Source organism: Microbacterium sp. MYb54 (assembly GCF_002979515.1).
GTDB lineage: Bacteria > Actinomycetota > Actinomycetes > Actinomycetales > Microbacteriaceae > Microbacterium.
In genome coordinates this window covers 149,345-173,857 of record NZ_PCPA01000009.1, presented here as the reverse complement: position 1 = coordinate 173,857, position 24,513 = coordinate 149,345, and the positions used below count along the sequence as shown (strand labels likewise).

Below are 24,513 nucleotides of genomic sequence, written 5' to 3'. Positions count from 1 at the left end.
TACGCCGACGCCGACGCCGACGCCGACGCCGACGCCGACTCCCACGCCCACGCCGACGCCCGATCCCGAGCCCGTGCCGCCGGTGACACCGGAGGGCGTGCGCGGCGAACCCGGCGCGAAGGCACCGGGAACGCTCGCCTACGAGGCTCCGGCGACCGCGATCTATGTCGGTCCCGCCGGCTTCGATGGAGCTGCGGGGACGAAGAACTCTCCCGTGAAGACGATCGCGGCCGCACTGCGCGTGGTTCCGAACGGTGGGACGATCGTCCTCCGCGGAGGCACCTACCATGAGGAGATCGTGGTCCCGGCGCAGAAGCGGGTCACGATCCAGCCGGCCCCGAACGAGGCGGTCTGGCTCGACGGAGCGAAACCCGTCACGGGATGGAAGGCCTCCGGAAACACCTGGGCCGTCGACGGATGGAATGTCGCTCTCGATGCGAGCCCGACCTACACCAAGGGTGCTCCGGACAACACCCAGGCCGAGTGGCGCTTCGTCGACCCCGACCACCCGATGGCTGCGCATCCGGACGAGGTGTGGGTGGCAGGTGTCCAACTGCGTGAGGTCGCCTCCGCAGCACAGGTCACTGACGGCACGTTCTTCGTCGACGGCTCTGCGAAGCGGCTCGTGATCGGTTCCAACCCGACGGGCAAATCGGTCGAAGCGAGTGTGCTCACCCAGGCTCTCTCGATCCGTTCGGCAGGTACCGAGGTTCGCGGAATCGGAGTCCGTCGGTACGCAACCAGCGTTCCTCAGATGGGAACGGTGATCGCCGCCGCACCGAATGTCTCGCTCACCGACGTCACGATCCGCGACAACTCGACGACCGGCTTCTACTCGTGGGCTCCCGCAACGACGCTCACGCGAGTGTCATTGATCGGCAACGGGCTGCTCGGCGGCGGCGCATCTCAGGCAGACGGCCTCAAGGTGAGCCAGATGCTCTCCGTCGGCAACAACATGGAGGAGTTCAACCATTCGCCGGTCTCCGGGGCCTTCAAGGTCACGAGAACCCGCGGGGTGACCGTGACCGACAGCGCATTCACCGGCAACTACGGGCGTGGCCCGTGGTTCGATGAATCAGTGCTCGATATCGCATTCACGGGCAACGATGTGATCGGGAACACCGGTCATGGAGTGATGGTCGAGCTGTCGGAACGCGCGGTGATCGCCGACAACGTGATCGCTCGCAACGGTGACTTCGGCCTCTTCGTGCTCAACTCCGGCAGCGTGAAGATCTGGAACAACACGTTCGTCGGGAACGCGAACAGGAACATCAGCATCGGGATGGACTCCCGCCGTGCTTCCGACCCCAACACGCCAGGGCATGACCCACGGACGCGTTATGCACCGCAGGCCTCCTGGATCGTGCGTAACGTCGTGATGTCGAACAACGTCATGGCGGAGAGTGCCGGCAACTGCCTGGTCTGCGTGCAGGACTTCTCACTGCAGTACACCGGTTCCCAGATGGTCTCCAGCGTGAACGGCAACCTGTATCACCGCACGTCGCCGGGCACTCCGAGGTGGTTCTCCGCATGGTCAAGGGGCGCGACTTCGAGGGATCCGGCAGTGGCCGACACTCTCGCCGCGTTCACGGCCGCCACAGGGCAAGACCGCCGCTCGCGGTTCGTGGAGGGTGCGACCGTCGTCGACGGCGCTTACGGGCTGCTGCCTGCGTATGCGGCGGGTCAGGCGTCCGTGGCGGTCCCGGTGCCGTCGGATATCGCGTCAGTATCGCGACTCCCCGGCAGCAGCACGACGCTGGGGGCCCTGCCGCGGTGACGATGTAAACATGGGCTCTCTTCTCGCCGTCAGCGCGCGTGCGCTGACGATGGTCATCGCGCTGGTCTGTGGCGTTCTGACATCTCGCATGATCCTCGGAGACGCCGGTGTCGACAGCTACGCCCTGTACACGCTGCTGATCACCATCCCGTCGCTGCTGACGTTCACCGACCTCGGCAGCGGGGCTGTCCTCGTCAACGCTGTGGCGACGAGCGACGACGTGCGCACGGATGAGAAGTTGCGGTACCAGCTCACGTCGGTCGGACGGGTGCTGCTCATGTTCGCGGCCACCGCGATGGCGATCAACACCGTCCTCGTGCTCACGGGCGCGTGGGAGCTGGTCTTCGGCGAGGCAGGAGGGCGCCCAGGGGCTTCGCTGGCCGCGTTCTACTGCGTCACCATCTTCTGTCTCGGAATCCCGCTCGGAGTCTGGGCGCGGATCATGCTGGGGCAGCGTCGGAACCACATCGTGATCCTGCTGCAGGGGCTGATCTCGCCGCTGACGTTGACCGGTGTCTGGCTCATGCTCACGTTCGGCGGAGACAACCTGCACTCGTTCCTGGCTGTGGCGTCGTTCACCGCATCATTCCTGGTGGCGGTGCTCGGCATCCTCATCACCGCTCGAACGACATCACCGTTGATTCCGTCGGCAGCGCGAATGGTTCTGCGCCCCCGGCGCTTTCCGGGAGTCCGCGTGATGGATGTCGGCTGGCCGATGCTCGCGCAGATGGTGACCTACCCGATCGCGGTCGGGTCCCAGCGGTACGTGATCGCCCAGCTCGGTGGACCGACCGACGTGGCCGAGTACGGCGTGGCCGGGCAGGTCTTCTTCGCGCTCAACGGGCTGGTGATGGCGGCTGGGCTCGCGCTCTGGCCGCATTTCGCCAAGAGCCGGCACGACGGTGACCTTCGACGGGGGCCGTTCCTTCTTTCCGCGCTGTTCGCCGCCGCGATCGCGATCGCGACGGTCGTGGTCTGGCTCGTCGGCCCTTGGCTGTTCGATTTCATCTCGAACGGAAAGCTGACCGTCGACCCGAGCACCATCTTCGCGTTCGGCCTGATGATCATGATGACCGCGGCCGTCTACCCACTGGGCATGTTCATCATGGATAAGCCGGGTATCCGGTTCCAGGTCATCCCCACGCTCAGCATGGCGGCCGTGGGAATCACGCTCTCCTTCGTCCTGACGCCGGTGCTGGGAATCGCCGGCCCCCTGATCGGGGTCGCCTTCGCGCTGGTGGTGTGCCAGCTGATCCCGTTCTCGATCTACATCGTTCGCAACAAGACGCGGCTGACGGTCGGAGCCACGGGCGGGATCTAGCCGGTCGGCCGATCTGGCCGCCGTGAACGAGACCTGGTGTCGGCAAAAGCGCCAGCGTCAGCTCAGGACGTGCGACGTGATGCTCGAGCGGTAGACAGCCGGAGCGTGTCGTCGAAGTGCCTCGGCTCGACTGTCTGCGACGGTCGACACCATCTCGTCCCACCGGGTGTCGATGTCGGTGAGCGCGGATGCGATCGAGTCGGGGTCGCCGGCCGTGATGAGTTGTGCGGTGCCGTAACCCCCGGCCGCCTCCCGGAGACCGCTGCTATCGCTCGCGATCACAGGACGAAGGGCGAGGATGCCTTCGACGGCGGTGTTGCCGAAAGGCTCGTCGACCCGCGAGGGGACGACCAGCACATCCGCCTCGGCGAGGAAGGGCCAGATGTCGGTGTGGAACCCGGCGAAGTCGACCGAGACGCCGGCTTCTTCCGCCTGCGTGCGCAGGTCGCGCTCGAACCACTCGTAGCCCTCGAAGACCGCGCCGAGAAGCGTGACGTCGACTGCACGCCCCGCGGACTGCAGGCGTGAGGCGGCCTCGATCACAAGGTCAGGGCCCTTTCGGGGCGAGAGGCGGCCGACGTAGAGCACGCGGAGTGCGCGCTCGGTGCGCGGTCGGGGCGAGGTCGGGTGTGGGGGAGATGCGACCCCGTTGTAGACGACGTGCGCACGCCGGGCGAGCGCGGGGAGCGCGGCATGGATCGTGTCGAGGCTGAAACGGCTGTTCACCAGTGTGCGTTGGGAGGCCAGGTGGGGGGAGTAGAGGATGCGGTTGACGAGTCTGCTGCCCGAGGCTTCGGCTTCGTGCACGTGACTCACCGAGCGGGTGCGACGCAGCCGCGCGACCAGCGGCCACTCGGGGATGATGATCGTCGAGACGTAGACGACGTCGGGGCGTACCCGACCGATCAGACGCCATGCGGCGCCGAGGCCGCGGAACGTGTCCCGGAAGAGTCGGGGGAGTCCGCGCGGAGTCAACAGGACCTTGCGCAGCACGAGCATCGGGACGATGACGACCTCGGCGCCGGCGCTGCGGAGCTCGTGCACGAGGAGTCCGGAACTCGGGAGGGCGACGACGACACGTGCGCCCGCTTCGACGAGGCCGGCGGCGCTCTCGAGCAGCATCCGGTCGGAACCGAACAGTTCGGCGCCGGGATGCACGAGAAGGACTGTGCGCTGCTTCGCGTCGCTGCTCATGAGGCGGCCGGTCTGGCGGGAACGGGAGACCAGTCCGTCGTCCGTCGTCGCGCACGGCGAGCCGACGGGTGGATGGTCGCGTGTTCCGCCAGGCGATGGGCCAGCGCCTCGTACTCGTCCGCGACATCGTCCCAACGGAACCGGGTGCGCGCGATCTCCTGCACGGCCTTCGCCGAGGACGCGGTCGCCTCAGGATCGCTCTCCGCTGCCATGACCTGCTCGGCGACGTCGGCGGAATCGGCGAAGAACCATCCGTTGCCGTCCAGCACCTCGCGGTTGAAAGGCACATCGAAGCCGATCACCGCTGTTCCGGCCCCCATCGCGCGAAGGAGCGAGGGGTTGGTTCCGCCCACGGAGTGGCCGTGCAGGTACGTGAGCGCATTCGCGTAGAGCGCGTCGAGCAGATCCTGGTCGTAGACGCCTCCGACGAGCCGGATCCGGTCGTCGCCGTCGGCCACTCGCTGGATCTCCTGGGTGTATCCGGCGCTGTAGGGCGCCGACCCGACGACCACGAGCGGTAGCGCCGCATCGCTGTCGCGGTAGCCTTCGACGATCTCGAGAACGTGGTTCTCGGGCTCGAAGCGCGCCACCACGAGGTGGTACCCGCCAGGGGTCAGCCCCATCTCGGCGACGCCGCGCTCGGGGAGCTCATCGAGGATCGGTGCGCCGTAGCGGATGAGCTCGGTCGGAACATCGAACTGGTGCCGGTAGTAGTCGGCGATGCCAGGCGCATCCGCGATCAGTGCATCGGCCGTACGGACGCCGAACTGCTCCGCCCAGCGGTAGTAGGCCTTGCCTCGCGGACCCCACTTCGAGCGTCGCCATTCGAGCCCGTCCATGTGCAACGCGACCGGAGCCCGACGCAGCCGGAGCAGAGGCAGGAACGGGGAGTTCGCAGCGTTGAAGACGAACGTCGCGTCTGGTCGGCGCCGGAACATGAGATGCAGCGCCGACAGCCCGGTGTGGCTGAGCGTCTCGATCTGCTTCACGGGTACCGCAGGGAGGTGCACCACCCGCATGCCGAGGTATTCCTTCTCGCGCCGCTCGGAACCGCGGGTGTACACGACGACATCGTGTCCGCGGTCCGCGAGCCGGCGACCGACCTCTTCGATGGCGGTCTCGAAGCCGCCATAGGCCGCGGGCACTCCTCGAGTCCCCACCATCGCGATGGTGAGGCGGTTCGTATTGCTCATGCGATCAGTATGCCCCGCTGGGCTGCACCATGACCTTGGCGGTGCGCCACATGATCTGCAGATCGTTCATCACTGACCAGTTCTCGACGTAGCGGAGGTCGAGGCGCACGCTCTCATCCCAGGAGAGGTCGCTGCGTCCGGAGACCTGCCACAGGCCGGTGATGCCAGGCTTGATGTAGAGGCGGCGGAACACCGTGCCGTCGTAGGCGGTGACCTCGGTGGGCAGCGGCGGACGCGGTCCGACGACGCTCATGTCGCCGATGAGGACGTTCCAGAACTGCGGCAGCTCATCGAGGGAGAGCTTGCGCAGCACCTTTCCGATGCGGGTGACTCGCGGGTCGTCCTTCATCTTGAAGAGGAGGCCGGCGCCCTCGTTCTGCGCCTTCAGTGCAGTGAGCTGCTGTTCGGCGTCGGTCTTCATCGAGCGGAACTTGACGATCTTGAAGCGACGACCGTCACGGCCGACACGCTCCTGGAAGAAGAAGACAGGACCGCGCGAGTCCAGCTTGATGAGCAGCGCGAGCACGGGGGCCAGCAGCCCGATCGGGATCAGCGCCAACGTGGCGACCGCGATGTCCAGTGCGCGCTTGAGCAGGTGCTGACCGCCCTCGTAGGTCGGGATCTGCACCTGGATCAGCGGCAGTCCTTCGACGGGGGCGAATGAGATGCGGGGACCCGCGACATCGGTGAGCCGGCTGGAGAGCACGAGCTCGGCGGCGGTTCCCTCGAGCTGCCAGCTCAGCTGTTTCACGAACTCCGGCTCGCCCTCGGGGCGGCTCGCCACGATGATCGTGTCGGCACCGACCTCGGCCGCGACCGACGACACGGAGTTCACGTTCCCCAGAACTGGGAACCTCGTGTCGTCGATCACGATGTCGCGCGCGTTGCCGTCGAGCAGCGTCGCGCCGACCACCTGGTAACCAGATGCACCGATCGGGTGCAGCGTCCGCACCACATACTCCACGTCATCTCGATTGCCGACGACGAGGGTGCGGGAGGCGAACCTCCCGTGGGAACGCTGCTTCTGCAGCCAGTGGCGCCACAACCACCTGGTCACGAGAAGCGTCAACACACCGAGGGGCAGCCCCAGCAGCAGCGTCAGTTGCATCGACTTCCATGCGAGCAGCACCGCCACGATGGCGATGATCCCGAAGGCGAGTCCGCTGGCGTGGACCACGCCGCGGTACTCGGTGGCACTCGCGCGGAACAACGCGGCGTCCCGCGTGTGCATCGCGCTGAGCATGAGGTACCACAGCGCAGCGAGCGGGATGCCGCCGCGCAGGACCTCGAGCCCGGAGACGCCGGTCGCCAGCTGGATCGCTGCGGTCAGACCGAGGGCGAACAGGATGACAGCTGCATCCGTGATCCGCAGTCGCATCCGATAGCGGCGCTCCCATTGACGGCGTCTCTCCAAGGTCGCCGAGGCGCGCGGTGTGACCACCGTTCGCGTCACCGACTTGGCGGCTCGCGGAGCAGCGACCGGCACGAAGCCCGTACGAGTGATGCTCAGGGCATCCTCGACGGAAGTCATGCCGAGGCTCCTTGAGCCGTGAATGTACGCAAATATCCCCAGTGCGACATGTGATTCCCCAGATTCCCCAGACCATGAACCCCACGTTCACGGCGTTTGTCTGCGTCCCGACCCCTCGGGTCCTGCTGAAACTCCCCGTGATTCCCACATCACGAGGTGCGTTTTCGCCGTCCCACACGGCGGTCGCTGACAGCAGGCACTGCAGACCTTCACCACTGTAGCGGAAGATCGTCTTTACCGGAAGGTATCTCTGCCGAGTGGAACAATCCGTGTCGCGAGATGGCTCCGGTCGCGGGCTATCCTGTCGCGGTGACCGCGAACACAGATTCCCCTCGCTTCCAGCTCCGCACGATGCTGCCGCGGGACCCCGCTCAGCCGCATCGAACCGCGAGTCCACTCGAGCTCTTCTTCGATCTCGTCTTCGTCGTCGCCGTGAGCATCGCCTCGGCCCAACTGCACCATGCCCTCAGCGAAGGCGAGTTCCTCCACGGCATCACCTCCTACGCGATGCTCTTCTTCGCGATCTGGTGGGCCTGGATGAACTTCACCTGGTTCGCGACTTCATTCGATACCGATGATTGGTTGTACCGCGTCACGACGTTCGTGCAGATGGGCGGCGTCCTCGTCTTCGCCGCCGGCATCCCACAGGCGTTCAACGAGGGGAACTTCACGATCCCCGTCCTCGGCTACGTCGTCATGCGCGTCGCGATGGTCGCGCAGTGGCTGCGGGCGTCGCGCTCGGCCGGCGCCCTGCGATCCGCGACGCGCCGGTACGCCTTCGGCATCGCGGCGGTCCAGGTGCTCTGGATCCTCTTCCTGCTGATCCCTACGGGACCGCTGCAGTTCATCGCCTTCGCACTCTTCGCATTGATCGAGATCAGCGTCCCGGTGTTCGCCGAGTACCGCAGGCAGACTCCGTGGCACCCGCACCACATCACCGAGCGCTACGGACTGTTCACGCTCATCGTGCTCGGCGAGAGTCTTCTCGCGTCGGCGAATGCCATCATCGACGCGCTCGACAAGGTGGAGACGCTCGGACCGCTGATCGCGATCTCCGTGCTCACACTCCTGGTCACGGCATCCCTGTGGTGGATCTACTTCTGGCCGCCGCACCACCGCGCGATCACGACCTTCGGCCGTTCGCTGCGTTACGGCTACGCGCACTACTTCGTGTTCGCAGCCGCCGCGGCGTTCTCGGCGGGCATCGAGGTGGAGCTCGACGTCCTGACAGGGGAGAGTCACCTCTCGAACATCGCGGCGTCGTTCACGGTGACGATCCCGATAGCCATCTTCCTCATCGGTATCTGGTGGATCGCGATCCGCGAGAACGCCGACCGCGTCGTGAACACCGTCGTCCCGCTCGGCGCGGTGCTGGTGCTGCTCGATCCGATCCTTCCGATCCCGGTCACGCTCACCGCCCTGATCCTCGTCGGCATCGTCGTCGTGCTGGTGCTCCGCCCGCCGGTCGCCGCTTCCGCCATAGAGAAGGCATAGGCCGAGCAAAGCCTTCTGATCGGATGCTCCGCGAGCCTGGTGGTCCACCCTCGCCGATAAGGAGTCAGATCATGAGCATTCCGGAACCCACGCAGACCCCCGACGGCCCCGCGTTCGAAGGCCGGCTGCTCGATCGCATCGATGAAGAGGTCGTCGATCAGGGGGCGGCCTTCGACATCCGCACGCTGATGAGCCGGCGCGGCGTGCTCGGGCTCGCAGGCCTCGGTCTCGGTGCCGTCGTGCTCGCGGCATGCGCGCCTGCCGCCTCCGGCGGATCGTCGAGCACTCCGACGCCGGCGGCGACGTCGGGAAGCTCGGGCGACGGTACGTCGGGCGTGGGTGAGATCCCCGACGAGACGGCAGGACCGTATCCGGGCGACGGTTCGAACGGCCCCGATGTCCTCGAAGACTCGGGAATCGTCCGTCAGGACATCCGCTCGTCGATCGACGGCGGGGCGACGGCCGAGGGAGTGCCGCTGACGTTCGAGCTGCAGATCATCGACCTCGCGAACGGGGGCACGCCGTTCGCCGGTGTCGCGGTGTATGCATGGCATTGCACGGCGCAGGGGGAGTACTCGATGTACTCCTCCGGCTTGGAAGATGTCACCTACCTGCGGGGCGTGCAGGTGGCGGATGCCGAAGGCAAGGTGTCGTTCACGTCGATCTTCCCCGGGTGCTATTCCGGACGCTGGCCGCACATCCACTTCGAGGTTTATCCGGATGTCGCCTCGATCACCGATTCGACCACGGCGATCGCGACGTCTCAGCTGGCCCTTCCCGAGGCGGCCTGCGCTGCGGTGTATGCGGAAACCGCCTACGACGGGTCCGCGCGCAACCTCTCCCAGATCACCCTCGCCAGTGACAACGTCTTCGGTGACGACTCCGGCGCTCTGCAGGTGGCCACGGTCTCCGGAGGGGTCTCGGCGGGGTGTGCGGCCACGCTGGTCGTCGGTGTCGACACAGCGACGAGCCCCACCGCTGGATCGGCGCCGTCGGGAGGTCAGGGAGGGCCTGGCGGCGGCGGGCAGCCGCCGGCCAGCTGAGGCGACGAGACGAGGATTCGATGCCGAGGGGGCGGTCTGCTATGCTTATCGTGCAGCGTGTGTGCATCGCCCCTCTCGGCCGCCACGTCGCCACTGATCAGGGCCATTACGGACCGCGCACATCGATGCGTGCGGAATCCGCCCTCGGTCTCAAATCTTGCGGAGCGCCTACGCGTGTCCGCCACACAGCAATGAGCATCACCATGAGCACCACCACCTTTCCCCCGTCCGATCCGTTGACCTGGAAACAGGCCGACGCCGATGTGCACGTCGCTACCCGTGCCGGCGAGTTCGCCGGCTTCGTCGAGTTCGACGGCACCACCCACCTCGTGCGCGACAACCGCGGCACCGAGCTCGGCGCGTTCGCTTCGCTCGATGACGCGTTCAGCGCGCTCGAGGAAGCACACGAGTCTGTCAGTCGTGGACCGGCGTTCGCGCCGATCCTGCCGCGCGCCTGGCGCCGGAGGACCCGCCGCGCCCGTTCCTGACGCCGACCGGGACTCTGTGTTCTCGACGGCCACCCCGACCACCATTCGGCGCGCATGCTGAGAGGTGGCCAGGGGTTGTCGAAGTATTCCCTGACGCGCATGGAGCTAGGGCTATCGTGAGGTAAGCGTTCGGCACCTGCCTTGGGCTTTCACAGCTCAAGGGCTCCGATCGTCAGGAGAAGATCATCTCCAGCACACAGATCGAAACGACCGCGTCAACGCTCGGTCCGGTTCGCCAGACCTATTCCGGCAATGCGGATTTCCCTCCGATGGCCAAGGCCTACAAGCAGGTGTCGCAGGTGGTCAAGGAGACCGGCCTGCTCGGACGCACCCAGTGGTTCTACGTCTTCGTGGCCGCCGGTATCGCCGTCGCCCTCGGTGGTCTCATCACCGGTTTCATCCTGCTCGGCGACAGCTGGTTCCAGTTGCTCATCGCCGCGGGGCTCGGCATCGTCCTGACCCAGATCGCGTTTCTGGGACATGAGGCAGCACACCGTCAGATCCTGACGACGGGACCGGCGAACTTCAAGCTCGCCCGCATCGTGATCGCCAGCATCGGCATGAGCTACTCCTGGTGGGACTCGAAGCACACCAAGCACCACGGCAACCCGAACCAGGTCGGCAAGGACCCCGACATCGAGGTCGACACCGTCTCGTTCCTCGAAGAGGATGCTGCGAAGGCGAAGGGCCTGATCAAGCTGATCACCCGCAAGCAGGGCTGGCTCTTCTTCCCACTGCTCACCCTCGAGGGGCTGAACCTCCACTACCTCGGCCTGAAGTACCTGATGACGACCAAGAACGTCAAGGGACGCTGGACCGAGCTGAGCATCATCGCGCTGCGGTTCGCGCTTATCCTCGTGCCCGTGTTCATGATGCTCCCGCTCGGAATGGCCTTCGCCTTCATGGGTGTGCAGTTCGCGGTCTTCGGCGTCTACATGGGGGCCGCGTTCGCGCCGAACCACAAGGGCATGCCGATCATCGAGCCCGGCGCCCGTCTCGACTTCTTCACCAAGCAGGTCCGCACGTCCCGCAACATCAGCGGTGGATGGTGGACGACCTGGCTCATGGGTGGCCTCAACTACCAGGTGGAGCACCACCTCTTCCCGAGCATGGCGCGCCCGCATCTGTCCCAGGCGCGCGAGATCGTACGTGACTACTGCGCGGCGAACGGCGTGCCGTACACGGAGACCAGCCTCGGACGCTCGTACATGATCGTGATCGAGTACCTGAACCGTGTCGGTCTCGCCGCCGGCGCAGACCCGTTCGACTGCCCGGCATCCGCCCAGTTCGGGCGGGCGTAGCCGAAGCGGTCTCACCGGGCATTGATCAGCCCGGGAATGACAGAGGCGCGAGCAGGAATTCCTGCTCGCGCCTCTGTCGTTCCGTGACTACTTGGAAGACTTCTTCTTCGTCTCCACCACGTCGATCGTGATCTTCTCGAGTGGGCGGTCGTCGTCGAGCTCGTCCTCGAGAACCTCGTCACCGAGGAAGATCTCCTCCGGCGTCGCGTCGTTCGCCTCGGCAGGCGCCTCGACGGTCGCCTCGTCCGCTGCGGCGATGCCGGCCGGCAGGGAATCGTCGGAGAAGATTCCGTCGGGACGGATGAGCTCCTTGACCTCCGCCATGAAGCTCGTCAGCTGCTGCTGCTGCCAGCGCAGCTGACGCGTGCGGTCTTCTGCGTCGTGCAGCACCGAGGTGGTGTGGCCGGTGACCGAGTCGACGATCTTCTGCGCCTTCGCACGAGCACGCTCGAGGGTCTCGCGCGCACGGACCTGGGCGTCTGCCTCGATGGCCTGTCCCTGCGAACGCGTCAGACGCTCGTAGTCCTCTGCCCGCGCGGAGATGCGCTGGGCATGCTCGAGTGATGCCGAGACCTGCTCGTTCGCATCGTTGGTGATCCGTTCGGCGTGCGCCACGGCCTGGTTGTGCAGCACGAGGAACTCCTGCTGCGCATCGTCCTGCCGGCGCGTGAGCGTCTCCTCGAACTCCAGCACGCGGGCGTTCATGTCGCGGACATCGCGCTCGGCGTCGGCGCGCAGCTGGGTCGTCTCGCGGGTGACGAGGGAGCGCAGCGCGGCCGCGCCCTTCTCAGCCTCGGTACGGATCGCGGTGGCCTCCTGGGCGGCCTGGTTCACCTTCTCGGCGGCGTGCGCGGCTTCGCGCTCGATGCGGGCCTCGTGCGCCGTGTACTCGGTGTCCATCTTCAGACGCACCTGGTCGGCGTCGCGCTGCGCCTGGGCCGTGATCCGCTCGGCGTCGGCGTCGGCCTCGGCGCGCTGCGCGGTCACTTCCTCACGAGCAGAGGTCATCAGGCGGTCGGCCTGCACGGCCGCGTTCTGGATGAGCACGTTCGCCTGTTCCTCGGCGACGCGCAGGATCGCCTCGAACTGCTGACGGGAAGGAGCCTCTTCGCCGTCGGGCTGGGGAGCGTCGACGAGTTCAGAGGTGAGGGTCGCGACCTGCTGCTCGGCGTCGGAGGCCTTGGCGTTCGCGGCCGTCAGTTCGCTCTCGAGGGCTTCGCGGGCCTTGCGCTCCTCTTCTCGTACGGTTTCGACGGCCTCTTCTTCGCGGGCCTGTGCCTCGGCGACGTCAGCGGCTGCCTGCTTGAGCTGGTTGCGGAGGGTCGAAAGTGCCGAGTCGACCTCGCCCTTGTCGTAGCCGCGGAAGCCGATGGTGAACGCACCCTGCTGGTCGCGCTGTGGCGTCTCGATCAGCTGGTCGAAGAAGTCCGGCGAGCGCTCGCCTTCGCGGTCGGCGGTTCCAGGGGATTCGCTCATGGGTTCTTGCCTTTCTGGCGTGGCCACACCGGGAGCTGCGGCTCCATCCCGACAAGCGGGACCGTGTGGACCGGTGGAGGAGGTCGTCAGGGCGCACGCCACCACCGTGACCCGGCGGAGGCCCGGCGGGCAGGGCGCGCCTTCCAGCCTAGTTGCGTCTGCGGGATGTTGCGCGCTCGGTTTCGTCGGGCTGGGGTCGCTCCGCGCCCGGGGCCCGGAATCGGATCACGAGTTTCGAACCCAGCGGGCGTTCCGGTCGTCGATGAGCGCTCCGCGGAGGAACTCGATGGGCTCGCCCGCTGCGACCGGGATCTCGCGGGCTCCGGCAGCAGTAGCGACGCGCGAGCGCAGCTCTGTCCACAGCGGACCCGTCTGCGGAGAACCCAGGTACTCCCGGAACGTCTCGACCTGCAGCCGGGTGCCCTCGGGGTCGGCGGTGAGATGGACGATGGTGTCGTCGGGTTCGATGAAGCGGATGCCGTAGTCGCCATCGCTGCGGATGACGTACTCTCGCTGCTTCTTCGCCATCGCCGATGCCACGATCTCACGCGCGAGGGGCTCCGGTGCGTGGATCACCAGGGTCGTGCCGAACTCATCGAGCGTCTCGGCGAGCTTGGCGGCGGCGAACTTCCGCCCGGTCTCGTCACCGGCCTCGGACGCACTGCGACTCAGTCGAGACTTCAGCAGGGGGCCGCCGATGATCAAGGCGAGGATCGGCAGGCCGAGAAAGAGGTAGGGGACAGCATCCACTGGCACAGCGTATCCGGCTCCTCGCAGGCTTCCCGTGCGGAGGTCCGGAGCCCGACCGGGCTGATCTGGTTAGTCCCGTCCGTCACGCCGCCTGCCTCTTCTCGGGCTCTCGCGCAATCCCCTTCTGCGTCGGCAGCTCGGTCGATAGCGTCGCCGGTGGCACCAGACGGAGAAGTGGAGGGCGAGATGCAGACCATGTCCCGCACGCGGGTTGCGCTCGACGATGCTGGGTTCTTCCTGGCTCAAGACCAGGATGTCGCCGATTTGAGACGGCGCATCGAAGACGCGGTGCACTCCGGCGGAGCTTTCGTCGAGTTCGTCGCGGCGGGTGATCGCTCGATGAGCGTGCTCATCTCCTCAGCGAGCAAGGTCGTGATCTCGGTCGAGAGCGTCGACTTCGACGCCCGTGACCTCGGTGACGATGCTCTGCCGTACGGCGGGGAGTTCGACCTGCTCTGACGAGGAACCGCCATCGCTCTCGCGGTCGAGCTGCCCGCCGCTCGGCGTATCGTTGGGCCATGGCTGCTCCGACGTTCGACGAGATCGTGCGCGGACTGTATGCCGGGCCCCCGGAGAACTTCGTGTCGTCTCGCAAAGCCCTGGCCGACGAAGCCGGAGACGGGGGAGTGGCCTCGCGAATCCTCACCCTGCGCAAGCCGTCCGTCGCGGCCTGGGTGGTCAACGTCTTCGCTCAGGAACGGGCAGGTCAGCTGGGGGAGGCACTCCAACTCGCGAGAGAGCTTCGCGAGGCGCAGGATGATCTGGATGCGCCGGCCTTGGCGAAACTCGGTCGGGAGCGTCGGGCGCTGACGCGAAGGCTCGCCGAGAGCGCGGGGGAGTTGGCTGCTGCACGCGGTGAACGCATCACGCCCGCCACGCTCGAGGCCGTCGAGCAGAGCATCTCCGCGGCATTCTTCGATCCTGCCGCGGCGGCGGCCGTCGCCTCGGGCCGGCTGTTGCGGGCTCTCGCGCCCTCGTCGACGGCGGACGACGTCCGTGATGCGGTGGCCGGAGAGAGCCCGGTGCCGGCCCCGGAAGCTCTGCGTCCCCCCGGCGAGTTGCAGGCGCGCAGGGCTCGCCGCGAGGCTGAGCGCGCAGTCGCGGACGCCGAGAAGGAACAGGCATCGGCGGAACGGGAGCTCACAGCTCAGGATTCGGCGTTGCAGGCGCTGCGTGCCAGAAGGAAGGAGCTGTCCGAGCGGTTGTCGGAGCTCGAAGATCAGCTCGCTCACTCTCGCGCAGACGCGGCCCGCGTCGAGCACGACCTCCCGGGTGCCGAGGAGGGGCGGGCGGATGCGGCTGCGCGGGCGGATGCTGCTGCGAGTGCCGTGGATCTGGCGCGGAAGGCGCTGGAGAGCCTGTAACCAGGCGTCAGTGGGGTCAGTTCTTGCCGCGCGTCGCGAAGTCGGGCCGGTAGATCCACTTGACCGTGTCGACGAAGCTGATCGTCTCGGTCTCGGTCACCCCGGGGATCGCGCGGATCGACATCACGAGGTCGAGCAGGTGTTCGTTGTCCGCGGCCATCAGTTCGGCCATGAGGTCGTAGTGTCCGGTGGTCGTGACCAGGTAGTACACCTCGTCGATCGCCGAGATCGCATCGCTCACCTCGTGCACGCGGTGGTCCACGCGGACACCGACGAGCGCTGACTGCGCATAACCGTGAGTCTGCGGATGCGTCATCGCGCCGATCGTGACGACGCGCTCGTTCAACAGGCGCTGGATGCGCTGTCGGACGGCCGCGTGCGAGAGGCCGACGGCTCCGGCCATCTCGGTCACGGACCGGCGTCCGTCTTCCTGGAGAAGGCGGACGAGTTTGCGGTCGAGCTCGTCCAGCTGTGCCGGGACCAGTCCGTGGAATTCTCCGGATCGCATCGGTGCGTGCTCCTCTCGTGCGGCCTTTCGGCACGCTGACAGCGTACTCGAACCGTCATTCTCGTCGCACAGCATCTCGCCGACGATCATTTTGACGGTGCACGCCATGCGATTCTGTAATTTTCGTTGCTGAGAAGGAGCCCAACCGCTATATTCATTTTCAAACAGATGTTCAACGATGAAATCAGCGGTTCAAGGAGTTCGTGATGAGCAAAATCACGGTTGTTCAGGCCGGACGCCTGCTCGACGGCACGGGGCAGGTCATCGACGACGCGACGCTGGTCGTGCGCGACGGCACGATCGTGGCGGTCGGGCCGCGCGGCAGCGTCGCGGTCCCGGCAGGTGCCGAGCAGGTGGACGCCGGAGACATGACCGTCATGCCCGGCCTCATCGACTGTCATACGCACCTCGGCGGGGCGTCTTCGCCGAACTACACGACCTGGGTCGTGGAAGACGATCTTCGCCAGGCGATCCTCTCGGGGCAGCAGATGCGCGCGCTCATGGAGCACGGGGTCACCACCATCCGCGACATCTCCCGCAACGGGCTCCGGCTCAAGTGGGCGGTCAACAACGGTCACATGGAGGGACCGCGAATCGTCGCCTGCGGGCCGGGGCTTTCTCGTACGGGTGGGCACGGTGATGCGCACAACCTGCCGTGCGACATGATCCAGCGCAGTCACCCGTGGGCGATGCTCGCCGACGGGCCGGAGGAGCTGCGCAAGTCCGTCCGTCTGCTCAACCGCATGGGCGCCGACGCGGTCAAGATCTGGGCGACCGGCGGCGGCATGTGGGACAAGGAGCTCGAGACCGACCAGCACTACGACTTCGAGGAGCTCTGCATGGTCGTCCGCGAAGCGGCGATGGTGAAGATCCCCGTGCTTGCGCATGCCGAGTCGCTCGCCGCTGCCAAAGACTGTCTCCGCGCCGGCGTCGCCACGCTGGAGCACGGCGAAGAGCTCGACGACGAGTGCCGACAGATGATGGTCGACAACGGCGTCATCCACGTGCCGACGCTGCAGCTGTTCCTGGGGCCCTGGTTCGACGAGTACCCGCCGCCCCCTCGTGAGGGTCTCGAGAACTACCGCGGCGAAACCATGGTCGAGAAGGAGAAGAACCGCGTCGCCGACAACTTCACCGCCTCCCGTCTCGCCGGCGTCACGATCGCCGTCGGCAGCGACAGCTTCTCGAGCGTCGATGTTCCCTACGGCGCATCGACCCTGTCCGAGATCCACACCATGGTCGAGACCGGGATGCCGGAGAGCGACGCGATCGTCGCCGCCACGCTCAACGGCGCCAAGGCGCTCCGCGTGGACCACCTGACCGGTTCGCTCGAAGTGGGCAAGGCCGCCGACTTCCTCATCGTCGACGGCGACCCGTTGGACGACATCCACTCCCTCGCCCAGGACCGTCTGCGATATGTTCGCCGCGGCGAACAACTGTGGCTGGACGAGCTCACTCCCACCGCGCACCGCTCACCCGCCCGCTGAAACGCCGAATCCGAGGACGATGATGACCCCGACAGCCCCCTCAGCACCACACGCCCCCACTGATGCGTCCGAACCGCGCACGCTCCGCCGCGCGGGCCTCGGCACTGCCGACCTCGTGTTCTTCGTCGTCGCGGCCGCCGCTCCCCTCACGGTGGTCGCGGGAGTCGTGCCGCTCGCGATCCGCACCGGCGGAGAATCGGCGGCCTACGGGTATCTGGTTCCAGCGATCGTCCTGATCCTCTTCGCCGTCGGTTTCACTGCGATGAGCCCTCGGATCAAGAATGCCGGAGCCTTCTACTCGTACATCACCCACGGCATCGGGAAGCCGTTCGGGGTCGGCTCCGCGCTCCTGGCCGTCGTGTCGTACAACGCCATGACGATCTGCCTGGTCGCCGGATTCGCCGTGTACGCCCAGAACATGCTCGCCTCGCTGTTCGGGTTGAGCGTGAACTGGGTGATCCTCGCCGCGCTCGCGGTGATCGGGATAGCGCTGCTCGGCTACTTCAAGGTCACGCTCGGTGCCAAGGTTCTGGGCATCGCGCTCGGTCTCGAGGTCGCCGTGCTCGTGGTCTACGAGGTCTTCATGCTCGGTCAGGGTGGCGGTGGCGACATCGCCGAGACCGTCACGATCTTCAACCCCGCGGTGATGGCCGACCCCGGTTTCGGTGCGATGCTCGTGCTCACCGCCGGCGGATTCATCGGGTTCGAGGCCACAGCGATCTATGCGGAGGAAGTCAAGGACCCGAAGCGTACGGTGCCGCGTGCCACCTACATCGCGATCGCGTTCCTCGGCGTCTTCTACACCTTCTCGGTGTGGTGCATCTTCGCCGCGTACGGCACTCAGGGCGCACTCGACGCGGCGGCGAGCGACGACGTGGCCCTCCTGACGTTCGCCTCGATGGAGCAGTTCGTCGGCCCGTGGTTGTCCGATCTGTCGCAGCTTCTTCTGTGCACGAGTGCGTTCGCTGCGGCGCTCGCGTTCCACAACGCCGCGTCCCGGTATCACTTCACGCTCGCCCGCGAGGGAATCCTGCCTCGTAGCATCGCGAAGATCAGCCGCGCCCACGGCTCGCCCGTCGGCGGTGTCGCTCTGCAGATCGTGATCTGCGTGGTGGTGCTGGGCTTCGCCGCCATCGCCGGCGCCGACCCGTACCTCGTGGTCTTCCTCTGGTCGGCAGCTCCCGGCGTACTCGGCATCCTGCTGCTCGAGGGCATCGCCGCGATCGCGGTCGTGGCCTTCTTCCTCCGCGACCGGCACGGGCACAGCGTCTGGCGGGTGATCGTAGCCCCTGTCCTCGCGGCGATCGGCCTGTTCGTGTTCGTCGGCCTCAGCGTGTCCCAGCTCGAGCTGCTCACCGCAGCCGAGCCCTTCGTCAACGCGCTCCTGCTGATCCCGATCCCCCTCGCGATCCTCGCGGGAATCGTCGTCGCGCTCGTCTTCCGCGCACGGCGCCCGGAACGATACGCCGCGCTGAACACCGTGGATGTGGACGCCGAGAGCTGAGTCGTCGAGGGTCAGCGGGAACGGTGTCCGAGGCGTCCAGCAAGGAAGGGCAGCACCGGCGCCCGGTACTCCAGAGCCGAGTGATCCTCGGGTTCGAGCGTGAACTCGGTCTGACCGAAGCGCCATAGTCGGTTGAACAGGTACACGCCGATGACCACTGACTCATCGGCGGGAACCTGCCAGGTGCCCAGGCCCCACTGCGTCGGCTGACCGCGCCCGCCGATGACGAGCGTCGGCCTGATCCCGGCATAGAGCGCGAATCGCGGCCGGTGCATCGTGAGCTCGATCCGGCGGGTGGTCATTCCTGGACCTCGTCCTGGTGGGTGCGGACCGTGGGCCGGCGCGTGACCCGCCAGATGCCGGCGGTGGCGGAGCCGGATGCGGGGTGGTGCTCGTGGTCCATGATGATCGCAGCCTAACGGCTCGAATGGCTGGTCAGTCAGTCGAGCCCGAACGCCCGTCGCAGGGTCTGTCGGAGGACCCGCTCATCTCGGGAATGATGGTTGCGAGCATGATCTCGGGCCCGCTTCTGTCAGCGGGCCGAACGCTCGGGATCACGCACCAGGGCCGGCCGCCTGATCGGGAGAGAACTCAACCGGACCAGGAAAAGGCAAAACCCCCGCCATGTAGAAGCTAGGCGAGGGTTTCTGGGGTGATTGTAATGATCACCCTTGTGGCTCCGACGGGCGTCGATCCCGTGACCTCTCGATTTTCAGTTGGATGCGGCGGGATAGTGGGCGCTCGTTGGTCGCCGTTTGCCGAGTGATTCCGCGGAAGTGGTCATGGTTGGTCGCGGCTGGTTGAGGGTGTTTTCAGTCGAGCTACCGGCACAGAACCGGCACGACTGTTCGTCTCTCAGAGGCTGCGCTTCCAAACGCGAACGGCCAGATCCGCGAGTCGGAGTTGCCGTTCTGCGATCGTTTTCGGTGTCCAGTCGGTTTCCCTGCCGATTTCCTCCGTGAGATTGAGGCTCGATGCCAGCAGGACAGGCTTCTTCACGCTGAACGACTTGTTGCCGATCGCGTCATTTTCTGTCTTCTTCAAGAGAGAATGATTGCCGAGCCGATCCACCCATTCCGCTCGGAGGTCGCCCGCGAACTTGGGCCAGTCCGACGCAGTCGCGCGCTTCGGCAGCACGTGCTCGAGATTCACAGCGTTCTCATCCGCGTTGGGGACGAGCTCCGGCTCTGCCTCTCCCCGCGACTCGCGTTCAAGCGCGACCAGGTAATAGCGACCGATGTTTGTCTTGGGCACGCGGATCGTGGCGAAAGCACTTGCGAACTCCTCATCGGTGGCGACGATGGCGGCTAGCGACGGCAGCAGCTCAGATGAGAGCTTGGTCGTACCCTTGCGAATGCTGATCGCGGCTTCGCAGTATGCCTTCTCAGCCGTGCCACCGCCGATGCCTCCGACTACCAGGCCGCGGACCCCCCAGTTGACTGCCAAGCGGAGCGCCTTCTGAGCTTCGCTTCGACGGAAATGCTGGAGGACGGCGAGCAAGAGAGGGCGATTCTGCTCGAGCCCGAGACGATTGAGAGTCTCGATGTTGGCCTTGGTCTCGGTCCCCCATCCCTGCCAGTAGCTGTGCCCAGGGTCGCGCAATGCGGCATAGAGCGTCGAAGCTTTCTCAAGATCGCCCGAGAATGAGATGGCCTGAGCAGCGCTGACGACTTCCTCCTTGATTTTGCGGTAGAGGTCGCGCTCGCGGGTCGCGCCATACATCGAGCTCCAGTATTGCCGAAGGAATGTGATGAACAGGTCCTGGTCGGTTTCGAGCGCGCCAAGCGCAAGTAGCCACCGCTCACGAACCTGATCTAGCCCGCCCGCTGTGCTGGACGCCCTACCGAACAGGTAACTCTTGAGGAGATCGGCAAGGGTGAGTTTTGCGCCTCGATCGTTGAGGGTCTCAAAGATCAGGAAGGCGTCAGACTCTGTCGCCACCGATACGTAGATGACGTTTAGCCCCTCCTCGATGAACTTGCGCCATGCGATAAGGCGTTGCACCCAACTCGAGCCGGCGTTGACCGCCTCATCGGCCACAAACTTCCGCAACTGTTGATATGCCGCCGCAATCAGCGGGTGAGAGGCGCGTGTCGCCGCAACCTCCGGGGACCCTTCGATGACGAACTGGCGAAAGAACTCGTCGTCCTCGGAGTTGAGAGTCAGTCGGGGAATGAAGTCGTCCTCGTCATCCGAGTAAGAGTTGAGGAACTCTCTATTGATACTGTCGGCGCGATTGGTCTCGTGGTGCTCACGGTAGTGATCGCGCAATGCCGCGAGGAGGAGCGCGGTCGTTGCCAGCCGTTGCTGCCCGTCGATGATTGTCGCGCGTGAATCGTCCTCACTTAGGACTATCGTGCCCATGAAGTGCTCGCGCGGCTCACTGTTGAACGCGTTACGAACGTCACCGCAGAACTCGTCGACCTGGTCCTTCTCCCATGCGTAGGAACGCTGATAGAGCGGCACTTTCAGCAAACGCTGTTTGAGCTGGGCGCCGATTCCGGCGAGTCCGAAGTCAATCGAGCTAGAAGTCATGCAATTCCAATCGCGCGTGGCCTTGCCTGACTCTAGCGTTGGGTTTCGAACCGCGCACGATCGGCCGCGACTGGAGCGAGTCTGTTCCGCCTGCGAAGCGTGATCGTCGGGTTGAGGAGCGCCCGGACCGGAGCGTAGCGAGGACCGGACGCACCGCAGGCCCGACGATCACGCGCAGCCGGCCGCTAGGCCGGCCTTGAATGAGTAAAGAAAGTTCTCACAGCTCGGTACGCCGTCAACGCTATTGGCCAGCAGCTTCGAAGTGAGGCGCGGTTCCCGCCGCGGCCCAGTTTCAGCGGACCGAAGGTTCCTCTGGTGTCGCATGCCGCCGTGCGACACGCGGTTTCACGGCGGCTTGACTTTTTCGAGTTTCCCAAGTTCTTGAGTCTGCTGCTTATGGCACTGGATCAGGGATTTGCCTGCCGCGGCTGTTCGTAACATCCCGCTCGGCTGGCCGATCTGGACGGCGGGAGGGGCGAGATACGGCCCGGGCGTGTCAGGGTGCCGACCGAATGTGGAGTTGTTCCCGCAACTGCGGAACACAACTCAAGCAGGAGGTTGCAAGGGCAATCCAGACATCCATCCCGGTCAACTTCGAGGCGTACTTCCCACGCGGGGCCTTCATGGTCGGTGAGGTCGAGCCGGTCGCGAAGTGGTCCGAAGACGGCCAGCGTCAGGGGCAGGACCTCGACAAGCGCACAGGGCACCCCCTATGGCAAGTGCGGATCATCGACGCGGATCCAGACGCCAAAAAGGGTCAGGGAGAGGTGACGGTCAAGATCGCGAGCATCACCGAGCCGACAGCACCGCCCGAGACCCAGGGGCTTCCGTTCCGTCCCGTTGTCTTCGACGGCCTGTCGGTGACTCCGTACGTCAAGGAGACGGGCGGACGACCTCGCGTTGCGTATTCGCTTCGAGCAACGGAGATGAAGCCTCCTAAGCGCGCGTACTAATCGCAGCACGCGTCGGAGCTTTGCCTCCGGAACTTGCGCCCACGCGGCGCAGGCGGTATCTGACCGGCGGACACCTCGAGGTCGAGGAGACTCTTGCCCGCGTCGAGCGGAGCATACGGGAGGGTGACGTCATGCCGGACTTCTGAGGCGCACGATACCCTTGGACTGCGGACCCGCCCAGTGAACACTGGTCAACGGGTCCAGCTTCTTTCTAGAGCCAGAGTTCGACATGGTGCTCTACCGGCACCCGATCGCGCGACCAGCACAAACCGGCACGAGCTCCGTGTCGAGGGCGTTTTGTTTCGGCTGCGCTCGCTTAACGTCTGGGAGTTCCGCTTTCCGGACGGTGCGTCTGGTCAGACTAGGAAGTAAAGCGCCGCGCTGATGACAACACAAGCAGCGGCGGCGCTGATCGCGAGACGGTCCACTCGCGTCCCCGGGCGCGTGACGAGGGTGACGATCAACAAGGCCACCCAGACTGCCCATAGGATCACGAGACCGACGATCAGAACAGTCGGGTTCGTGACGTCGACCATCGCGAGGTAGTAGTACGTCGCGAAGAGGTTGAACGCGAGCGTCAGCGTCAGAAGCACCCACCTCGCAGTCCGAGACGGTCTGACGTCCGTATCATCCGTCGCGAGTCGGTCCTGTTCAGACGCCACAGCACGCATAGGTCCACCTCCTGCAGTTCTGTGATGCACAGACTGAGCACATGATAATGACGCAAGACAGCAGGGCGTATGGATTCGCAGCCGCCCACGCACAGCCGCCGCAACATGCCAGCACTCCACCCGTGTTGAGCTCGGAACAGGTGCGACAAGAGTGCTTACCTGGAGGGCAACTCGCAGCGGCTGTGGCGTCGAACTGAGCCCGGCTAGCAACTGCGGAGCGGGCATCGGGGCCCATGGAGTACAGGCTCATGGTCTCCATGTCTTCGGATACAGCGAACGTTGTCGTTGCCGCTCGAACGACTTTCCCCTCAGGTGAAAGCTCAACATGCCGAGCGTAAATTCGAGCCGTGACCAGAGCCGCTCCGAAGGCCACCACCGTGCCGTAGATGCTCTCGGAGATCGACATAGTCAGGGGCTGTCCTTCCATGCGTGCTCCATAGCTGCGTTCCATGCTCTCGAGATCGCTCTCGAAGAGTGCAAGGTACTTCGAGCGTTCCTCCTCCGTAGCTGCCCGCGCGTCTCTCGGTTGCCACTGCCATGGCGTGTCTGCGGTCTTGCTCGCCGCAGAAGAAGCACCCGCTCGAGCGCTTGCCAGCTCTGGGAAGATCATGGCCGCGAGGCCGCCGAGTCCGATTCCGATGAACGATCTACGTTTCATATCCACGCTCAATCTCCAATCTGGTTCACTGCGACTCTGCTCTGAGGCGCAGATTCTTCTTCTGTTTTCTGCGAGTGGCGAACTGGTGTGAACATCCGAACGAGCCCGATGAGGAATCCGAGCCCGACGAGGGCCCATCCGACCCTCTCATCCACGAAGCCGGTGATTGGCCAAAGGAGGGAAGGTGCAAGAGCAAGAAGAAGGACGACGTTGCGGCCAACCACCACCCAATTCGCTCGTGACTTGAGTACCGACCCAAAACAACCGCAATCAGTAGAGATCTTCCGGGTGATAACGGAAATCACGGACGCGGTGTAGACCACGATGAGCGCCACAGCTGCGAGGGCCCACGGGCCTGCAATCCCGGCCACGAGAGCGAGCCCAACGGCGAGTTCAAGTGGCGGAAGGACCGCGGCGATCGGGCGCACTGCTGCAGCCGGCACGACTCTGAACGTCTCGATCGCCTGCCCGAGCGGACGTTGACCTTCCCGCAGTTTGATCACGCCAGTGACGGCAAGAATGAGTCCAACGAGCGCTGAGAGCGAATAAATCAGTACCGGCACTTCAACCTCCTTTGGGTCTGCATCCACGTCAATGACGACCCGCGTCCGACGGTACGCCCGTTTCCGCAGTTTGGATGTCCCCTCTTTGGGGGACAGTAGCGAGTGAGGGTGAACCGGCACAAAACCGGCACAAGCTCTATGTTGAGGGCGCTGCGTCGCTCAGCGTCTGAGAGTCCCGCTCGCTCAACGGCCAGGCCGGAGCGGTGCAGGGGAACAATTCAGAAACCGGCTCTCGCCAGGGAAAAGGCAAAACCCCCGCCATGTAGAAGCTAGGCGAGGGTTTCTGGAGTGATTGTAATGATCACTCGTGTGGCTCCGACGGGCGTCGATCCCGTGACCTCTCGATTTTCAGTCGAACGCTCTACCAACTGAGCTACAGAGCCGTGGTGCGACCGGCGAACCTGTCGCGTCCTAGACGAAGGGCTCTCTCCGAAGAAAGAGCCCGACGAACGGAGCGACCCTGACGGGACTTGAACCCGCGACCTCCGCCGTGACAGGGCGGCACGCTAACCAACTGCGCTACAGGGCCATACTTGTTTTCAATTATACCGGAAGGTGTGACCCCAACGGGATTCGAACCCGTGCTACCGCCGTGAAAGGGCGGCGTCCTAGGCCGCTAAACGATGGGGCCGAGTCAGTCCCGGGGGACTTCCTTGCCGACGCTCAAGCATAAGGGATGATTCGGGCAAATCGCGAATCGAG

Annotated in this window: 21 protein-coding genes and 3 tRNA genes; 11 read left to right on the top strand and 13 right to left on the bottom strand. The window is 65.4% G+C overall.

Annotation, left to right across the window (positions count from 1 at the left end; all coding sequences use genetic code 11):
* On the top strand, positions 1 to 1,777 hold a 1,777-nt coding region (locus CQ040_RS12000; protein WP_181157662.1), incomplete at its 5' end, for a NosD domain-containing protein.
* Positions 1,778 to 1,787: 10 nt separating this feature from the next.
* Positions 1,788 to 3,098 carry a hypothetical protein gene (locus tag CQ040_RS11995; RefSeq protein ID WP_105526349.1) on the top strand — a complete coding sequence of 437 codons (1,311 nt, stop codon included), beginning with the start codon at positions 1,788 to 1,790 and terminating at the stop codon, positions 3,096 to 3,098.
* A gap of 57 nt (positions 3,099 to 3,155) precedes the next feature.
* Here CQ040_RS11995 and CQ040_RS11990 read toward each other — a convergent pair whose 3' ends face one another.
* The 3 genes from CQ040_RS11990 to CQ040_RS11980 are packed head-to-tail and all read right to left on the bottom strand — an operon-like array spanning position 3,156 to position 7,016.
* Positions 3,156 to 4,292 carry a glycosyltransferase family 4 protein gene (locus CQ040_RS11990; RefSeq protein WP_105526350.1) on the bottom strand — a complete coding sequence of 379 codons (1,137 nt, stop codon included), beginning with the start codon at positions 4,290 to 4,292 and terminating at the stop codon, positions 3,156 to 3,158.
* Positions 4,289 to 5,485 carry a glycosyltransferase gene (locus CQ040_RS11985; RefSeq protein ID WP_105526351.1) on the bottom strand — a complete coding sequence of 399 codons (1,197 nt, stop codon included), beginning with the start codon at positions 5,483 to 5,485 and terminating at the stop codon, positions 4,289 to 4,291. The genes CQ040_RS11990 and CQ040_RS11985 overlap by 4 nt, the downstream gene beginning before the upstream one ends.
* Positions 5,486 to 5,489: 4 nt before the next feature.
* Positions 5,490 to 7,016 carry a sugar transferase gene (locus CQ040_RS11980; RefSeq protein ID WP_028502014.1) on the bottom strand — a complete coding sequence of 509 codons (1,527 nt, stop codon included), beginning with the start codon at positions 7,014 to 7,016 and terminating at the stop codon, positions 5,490 to 5,492.
* A 279-nt stretch (positions 7,017 to 7,295) separates the two neighbouring features.
* On the opposite strand from CQ040_RS11980, the gene CQ040_RS11975 reads away from it, so the two are divergent.
* From CQ040_RS11975 to CQ040_RS11960, 4 genes are all read left to right on the top strand, one after another.
* Complete coding sequence (locus CQ040_RS11975; RefSeq protein ID WP_374954125.1) at positions 7,296 to 8,510, top strand: low temperature requirement protein A; 1,215 nt, start codon at positions 7,296 to 7,298, stop codon at positions 8,508 to 8,510.
* A gap of 71 nt (positions 8,511 to 8,581) precedes the next feature.
* The gene (locus tag CQ040_RS11970) at positions 8,582 to 9,553 is read left to right on the top strand and encodes an intradiol ring-cleavage dioxygenase (protein WP_105526352.1); all 972 of its coding nucleotides are present in this window, start codon (positions 8,582 to 8,584) and stop codon (positions 9,551 to 9,553) included.
* 203 nt (positions 9,554 to 9,756) lie between these two features.
* Positions 9,757 to 10,041, top strand: coding sequence for a hypothetical protein (locus CQ040_RS11965; protein ID WP_146113868.1), 285 nt, complete (start codon positions 9,757 to 9,759; stop codon positions 10,039 to 10,041).
* A gap of 182 nt (positions 10,042 to 10,223) precedes the next feature.
* Positions 10,224 to 11,342: an acyl-CoA desaturase gene (locus CQ040_RS11960; protein ID WP_181156899.1), complete on the top strand. Its 1,119-nt coding sequence runs from the start codon at positions 10,224 to 10,226 to the stop codon at positions 11,340 to 11,342.
* Between the two features lie 87 nt (positions 11,343 to 11,429).
* On the opposite strand, the gene CQ040_RS11955 is transcribed toward CQ040_RS11960, so the two are convergent.
* Together CQ040_RS11955 and CQ040_RS11950 are read right to left on the bottom strand one after the other, a co-directional pair.
* On the bottom strand, positions 11,430 to 12,818 hold the full coding sequence (locus CQ040_RS11955) for a cell division initiation protein (protein ID WP_105526355.1): 1,389 nt from the start codon (positions 12,816 to 12,818) through the stop codon (positions 11,430 to 11,432).
* Between the two features lie 225 nt (positions 12,819 to 13,043).
* Positions 13,044 to 13,568 (bottom strand): hypothetical protein, encoded by a 525-nt coding sequence (locus CQ040_RS11950; protein WP_258131409.1) that lies wholly within the window; start codon positions 13,566 to 13,568, stop codon positions 13,044 to 13,046.
* 186 nt (positions 13,569 to 13,754) lie between these two features.
* Between CQ040_RS11950 and CQ040_RS11945 the strand changes: the two genes are divergently transcribed.
* Together CQ040_RS11945 and CQ040_RS11940 are read left to right on the top strand one after the other, a co-directional pair.
* Entirely contained in the window at positions 13,755 to 14,027 is a 273-nt protein-coding gene (locus CQ040_RS11945; RefSeq protein WP_105526486.1) for a hypothetical protein, read from the top strand.
* Between the two features lie 59 nt (positions 14,028 to 14,086).
* Positions 14,087 to 14,932: a transposase gene (locus CQ040_RS11940; RefSeq protein ID WP_105526357.1), complete on the top strand. Its 846-nt coding sequence runs from the start codon at positions 14,087 to 14,089 to the stop codon at positions 14,930 to 14,932.
* Positions 14,933 to 14,948: 16 nt separating this feature from the next.
* Here the strand turns inward: CQ040_RS11940 and CQ040_RS11935 are convergent, their stop codons facing one another.
* Positions 14,949 to 15,440 (bottom strand): Lrp/AsnC family transcriptional regulator, encoded by a 492-nt coding sequence (locus CQ040_RS11935; protein ID WP_181156890.1) that lies wholly within the window; start codon positions 15,438 to 15,440, stop codon positions 14,949 to 14,951.
* Between the two features lie 206 nt (positions 15,441 to 15,646).
* Here CQ040_RS11935 and CQ040_RS11930 point away from each other — a divergent pair, with 206 nt between their 5' ends.
* Entirely contained in the window at positions 15,647 to 16,927 is a 1,281-nt protein-coding gene (locus CQ040_RS11930; protein WP_105526359.1) for an amidohydrolase family protein, read from the top strand.
* Positions 16,928 to 16,949: 22 nt separating this feature from the next.
* Positions 16,950 to 18,431 (top strand): APC family permease, encoded by a 1,482-nt coding sequence (locus CQ040_RS11925; protein WP_181156888.1) that lies wholly within the window; start codon positions 16,950 to 16,952, stop codon positions 18,429 to 18,431.
* Between the two features lie 11 nt (positions 18,432 to 18,442).
* On the opposite strand, the gene CQ040_RS11920 is transcribed toward CQ040_RS11925, so the two are convergent.
* The gene (locus tag CQ040_RS11920) at positions 18,443 to 18,733 is read right to left on the bottom strand and encodes a hypothetical protein (RefSeq protein ID WP_105526361.1); all 291 of its coding nucleotides are present in this window, start codon (positions 18,731 to 18,733) and stop codon (positions 18,443 to 18,445) included.
* Positions 18,734 to 19,286: 553 nt separating this feature from the next.
* Entirely contained in the window at positions 19,287 to 20,966 is a 1,680-nt protein-coding gene (locus CQ040_RS11915; protein WP_105526362.1) for a DUF262 domain-containing protein, read from the bottom strand.
* Positions 20,967 to 21,589: 623 nt separating this feature from the next.
* On the opposite strand from CQ040_RS11915, the gene CQ040_RS11910 reads away from it, so the two are divergent.
* Positions 21,590 to 21,919 (top strand): plasmid replication, integration and excision activator, encoded by a 330-nt coding sequence (locus tag CQ040_RS11910; protein ID WP_181156886.1) that lies wholly within the window; start codon positions 21,590 to 21,592, stop codon positions 21,917 to 21,919.
* A 356-nt stretch (positions 21,920 to 22,275) separates the two neighbouring features.
* On the opposite strand, the gene CQ040_RS11905 is transcribed toward CQ040_RS11910, so the two are convergent.
* The 5 genes from CQ040_RS11905 to CQ040_RS11885 all read right to left on the bottom strand — a co-directional run bounded on the left by CQ040_RS11905 (position 22,276) and on the right by CQ040_RS11885 (position 24,442).
* The gene (locus CQ040_RS11905) at positions 22,276 to 22,512 is read right to left on the bottom strand and encodes a hypothetical protein (RefSeq protein WP_146113869.1); all 237 of its coding nucleotides are present in this window, start codon (positions 22,510 to 22,512) and stop codon (positions 22,276 to 22,278) included.
* Positions 22,513 to 23,256: 744 nt separating this feature from the next.
* Positions 23,257 to 23,811, bottom strand: a complete 555-nt coding sequence (locus CQ040_RS11900; protein ID WP_181156885.1) for a MauE/DoxX family redox-associated membrane protein — start codon at positions 23,809 to 23,811, stop codon at positions 23,257 to 23,259.
* A gap of 310 nt (positions 23,812 to 24,121) precedes the next feature.
* Positions 24,122 to 24,194: transfer RNA gene (locus CQ040_RS11895), tRNA-Phe, on the bottom strand.
* A gap of 72 nt (positions 24,195 to 24,266) precedes the next feature.
* Positions 24,267 to 24,340 (bottom strand) — tRNA-Asp (locus CQ040_RS11890).
* 29 nt (positions 24,341 to 24,369) lie between these two features.
* Positions 24,370 to 24,442: transfer RNA gene (locus tag CQ040_RS11885), tRNA-Glu, on the bottom strand.
* Positions 24,443 to 24,513 lie beyond the last annotated feature (71 nt).

Bases quoted from the DNA above. Each gene is read 5' to 3' on its own strand.
- CQ040_RS11945 (WP_105526486.1), top strand. From the start codon at position 13,755: ATGCAGACCATGTCCCGCACGCGGGTTGCGCTCGACGATGCTGGGTTC.
- CQ040_RS11925 (WP_181156888.1), top strand. From the start codon at position 16,950: ATGACCCCGACAGCCCCCTCAGCACCACACGCCCCCACTGATGCGTCC.
- CQ040_RS11995 (WP_105526349.1), top strand. From the start codon at position 1,788: ATGGGCTCTCTTCTCGCCGTCAGCGCGCGTGCGCTGACGATGGTCATC.
- CQ040_RS11955 (WP_105526355.1), bottom strand. From the start codon at position 12,818: ATGAGCGAATCCCCTGGAACCGCCGACCGCGAAGGCGAGCGCTCGCCG.
- CQ040_RS11940 (WP_105526357.1), top strand. From the start codon at position 14,087: ATGGCTGCTCCGACGTTCGACGAGATCGTGCGCGGACTGTATGCCGGG.
- CQ040_RS11980 (WP_028502014.1), bottom strand. From the start codon at position 7,016: ATGACTTCCGTCGAGGATGCCCTGAGCATCACTCGTACGGGCTTCGTG.
- CQ040_RS11915 (WP_105526362.1), bottom strand. From the start codon at position 20,966: ATGACTTCTAGCTCGATTGACTTCGGACTCGCCGGAATCGGCGCCCAG.
- CQ040_RS11920 (WP_105526361.1), bottom strand. From the start codon at position 18,733: ATGACCACCCGCCGGATCGAGCTCACGATGCACCGGCCGCGATTCGCG.
- CQ040_RS11930 (WP_105526359.1), top strand. From the start codon at position 15,647: ATGAGCAAAATCACGGTTGTTCAGGCCGGACGCCTGCTCGACGGCACG.
- CQ040_RS11910 (WP_181156886.1), top strand. From the start codon at position 21,590: ATGGTCGGTGAGGTCGAGCCGGTCGCGAAGTGGTCCGAAGACGGCCAG.
- CQ040_RS11990 (WP_105526350.1), bottom strand. From the start codon at position 4,292: ATGAGCAGCGACGCGAAGCAGCGCACAGTCCTTCTCGTGCATCCCGGC.
- CQ040_RS11975 (WP_374954125.1), top strand. From the start codon at position 7,296: ATGGCTCCGGTCGCGGGCTATCCTGTCGCGGTGACCGCGAACACAGAT.
- CQ040_RS11970 (WP_105526352.1), top strand. From the start codon at position 8,582: ATGAGCATTCCGGAACCCACGCAGACCCCCGACGGCCCCGCGTTCGAA.
- CQ040_RS11965 (WP_146113868.1), top strand. From the start codon at position 9,757: ATGAGCACCACCACCTTTCCCCCGTCCGATCCGTTGACCTGGAAACAG.
- CQ040_RS11935 (WP_181156890.1), bottom strand. From the start codon at position 15,440: ATGCGATCCGGAGAATTCCACGGACTGGTCCCGGCACAGCTGGACGAG.
- CQ040_RS11985 (WP_105526351.1), bottom strand. From the start codon at position 5,485: ATGAGCAATACGAACCGCCTCACCATCGCGATGGTGGGGACTCGAGGA.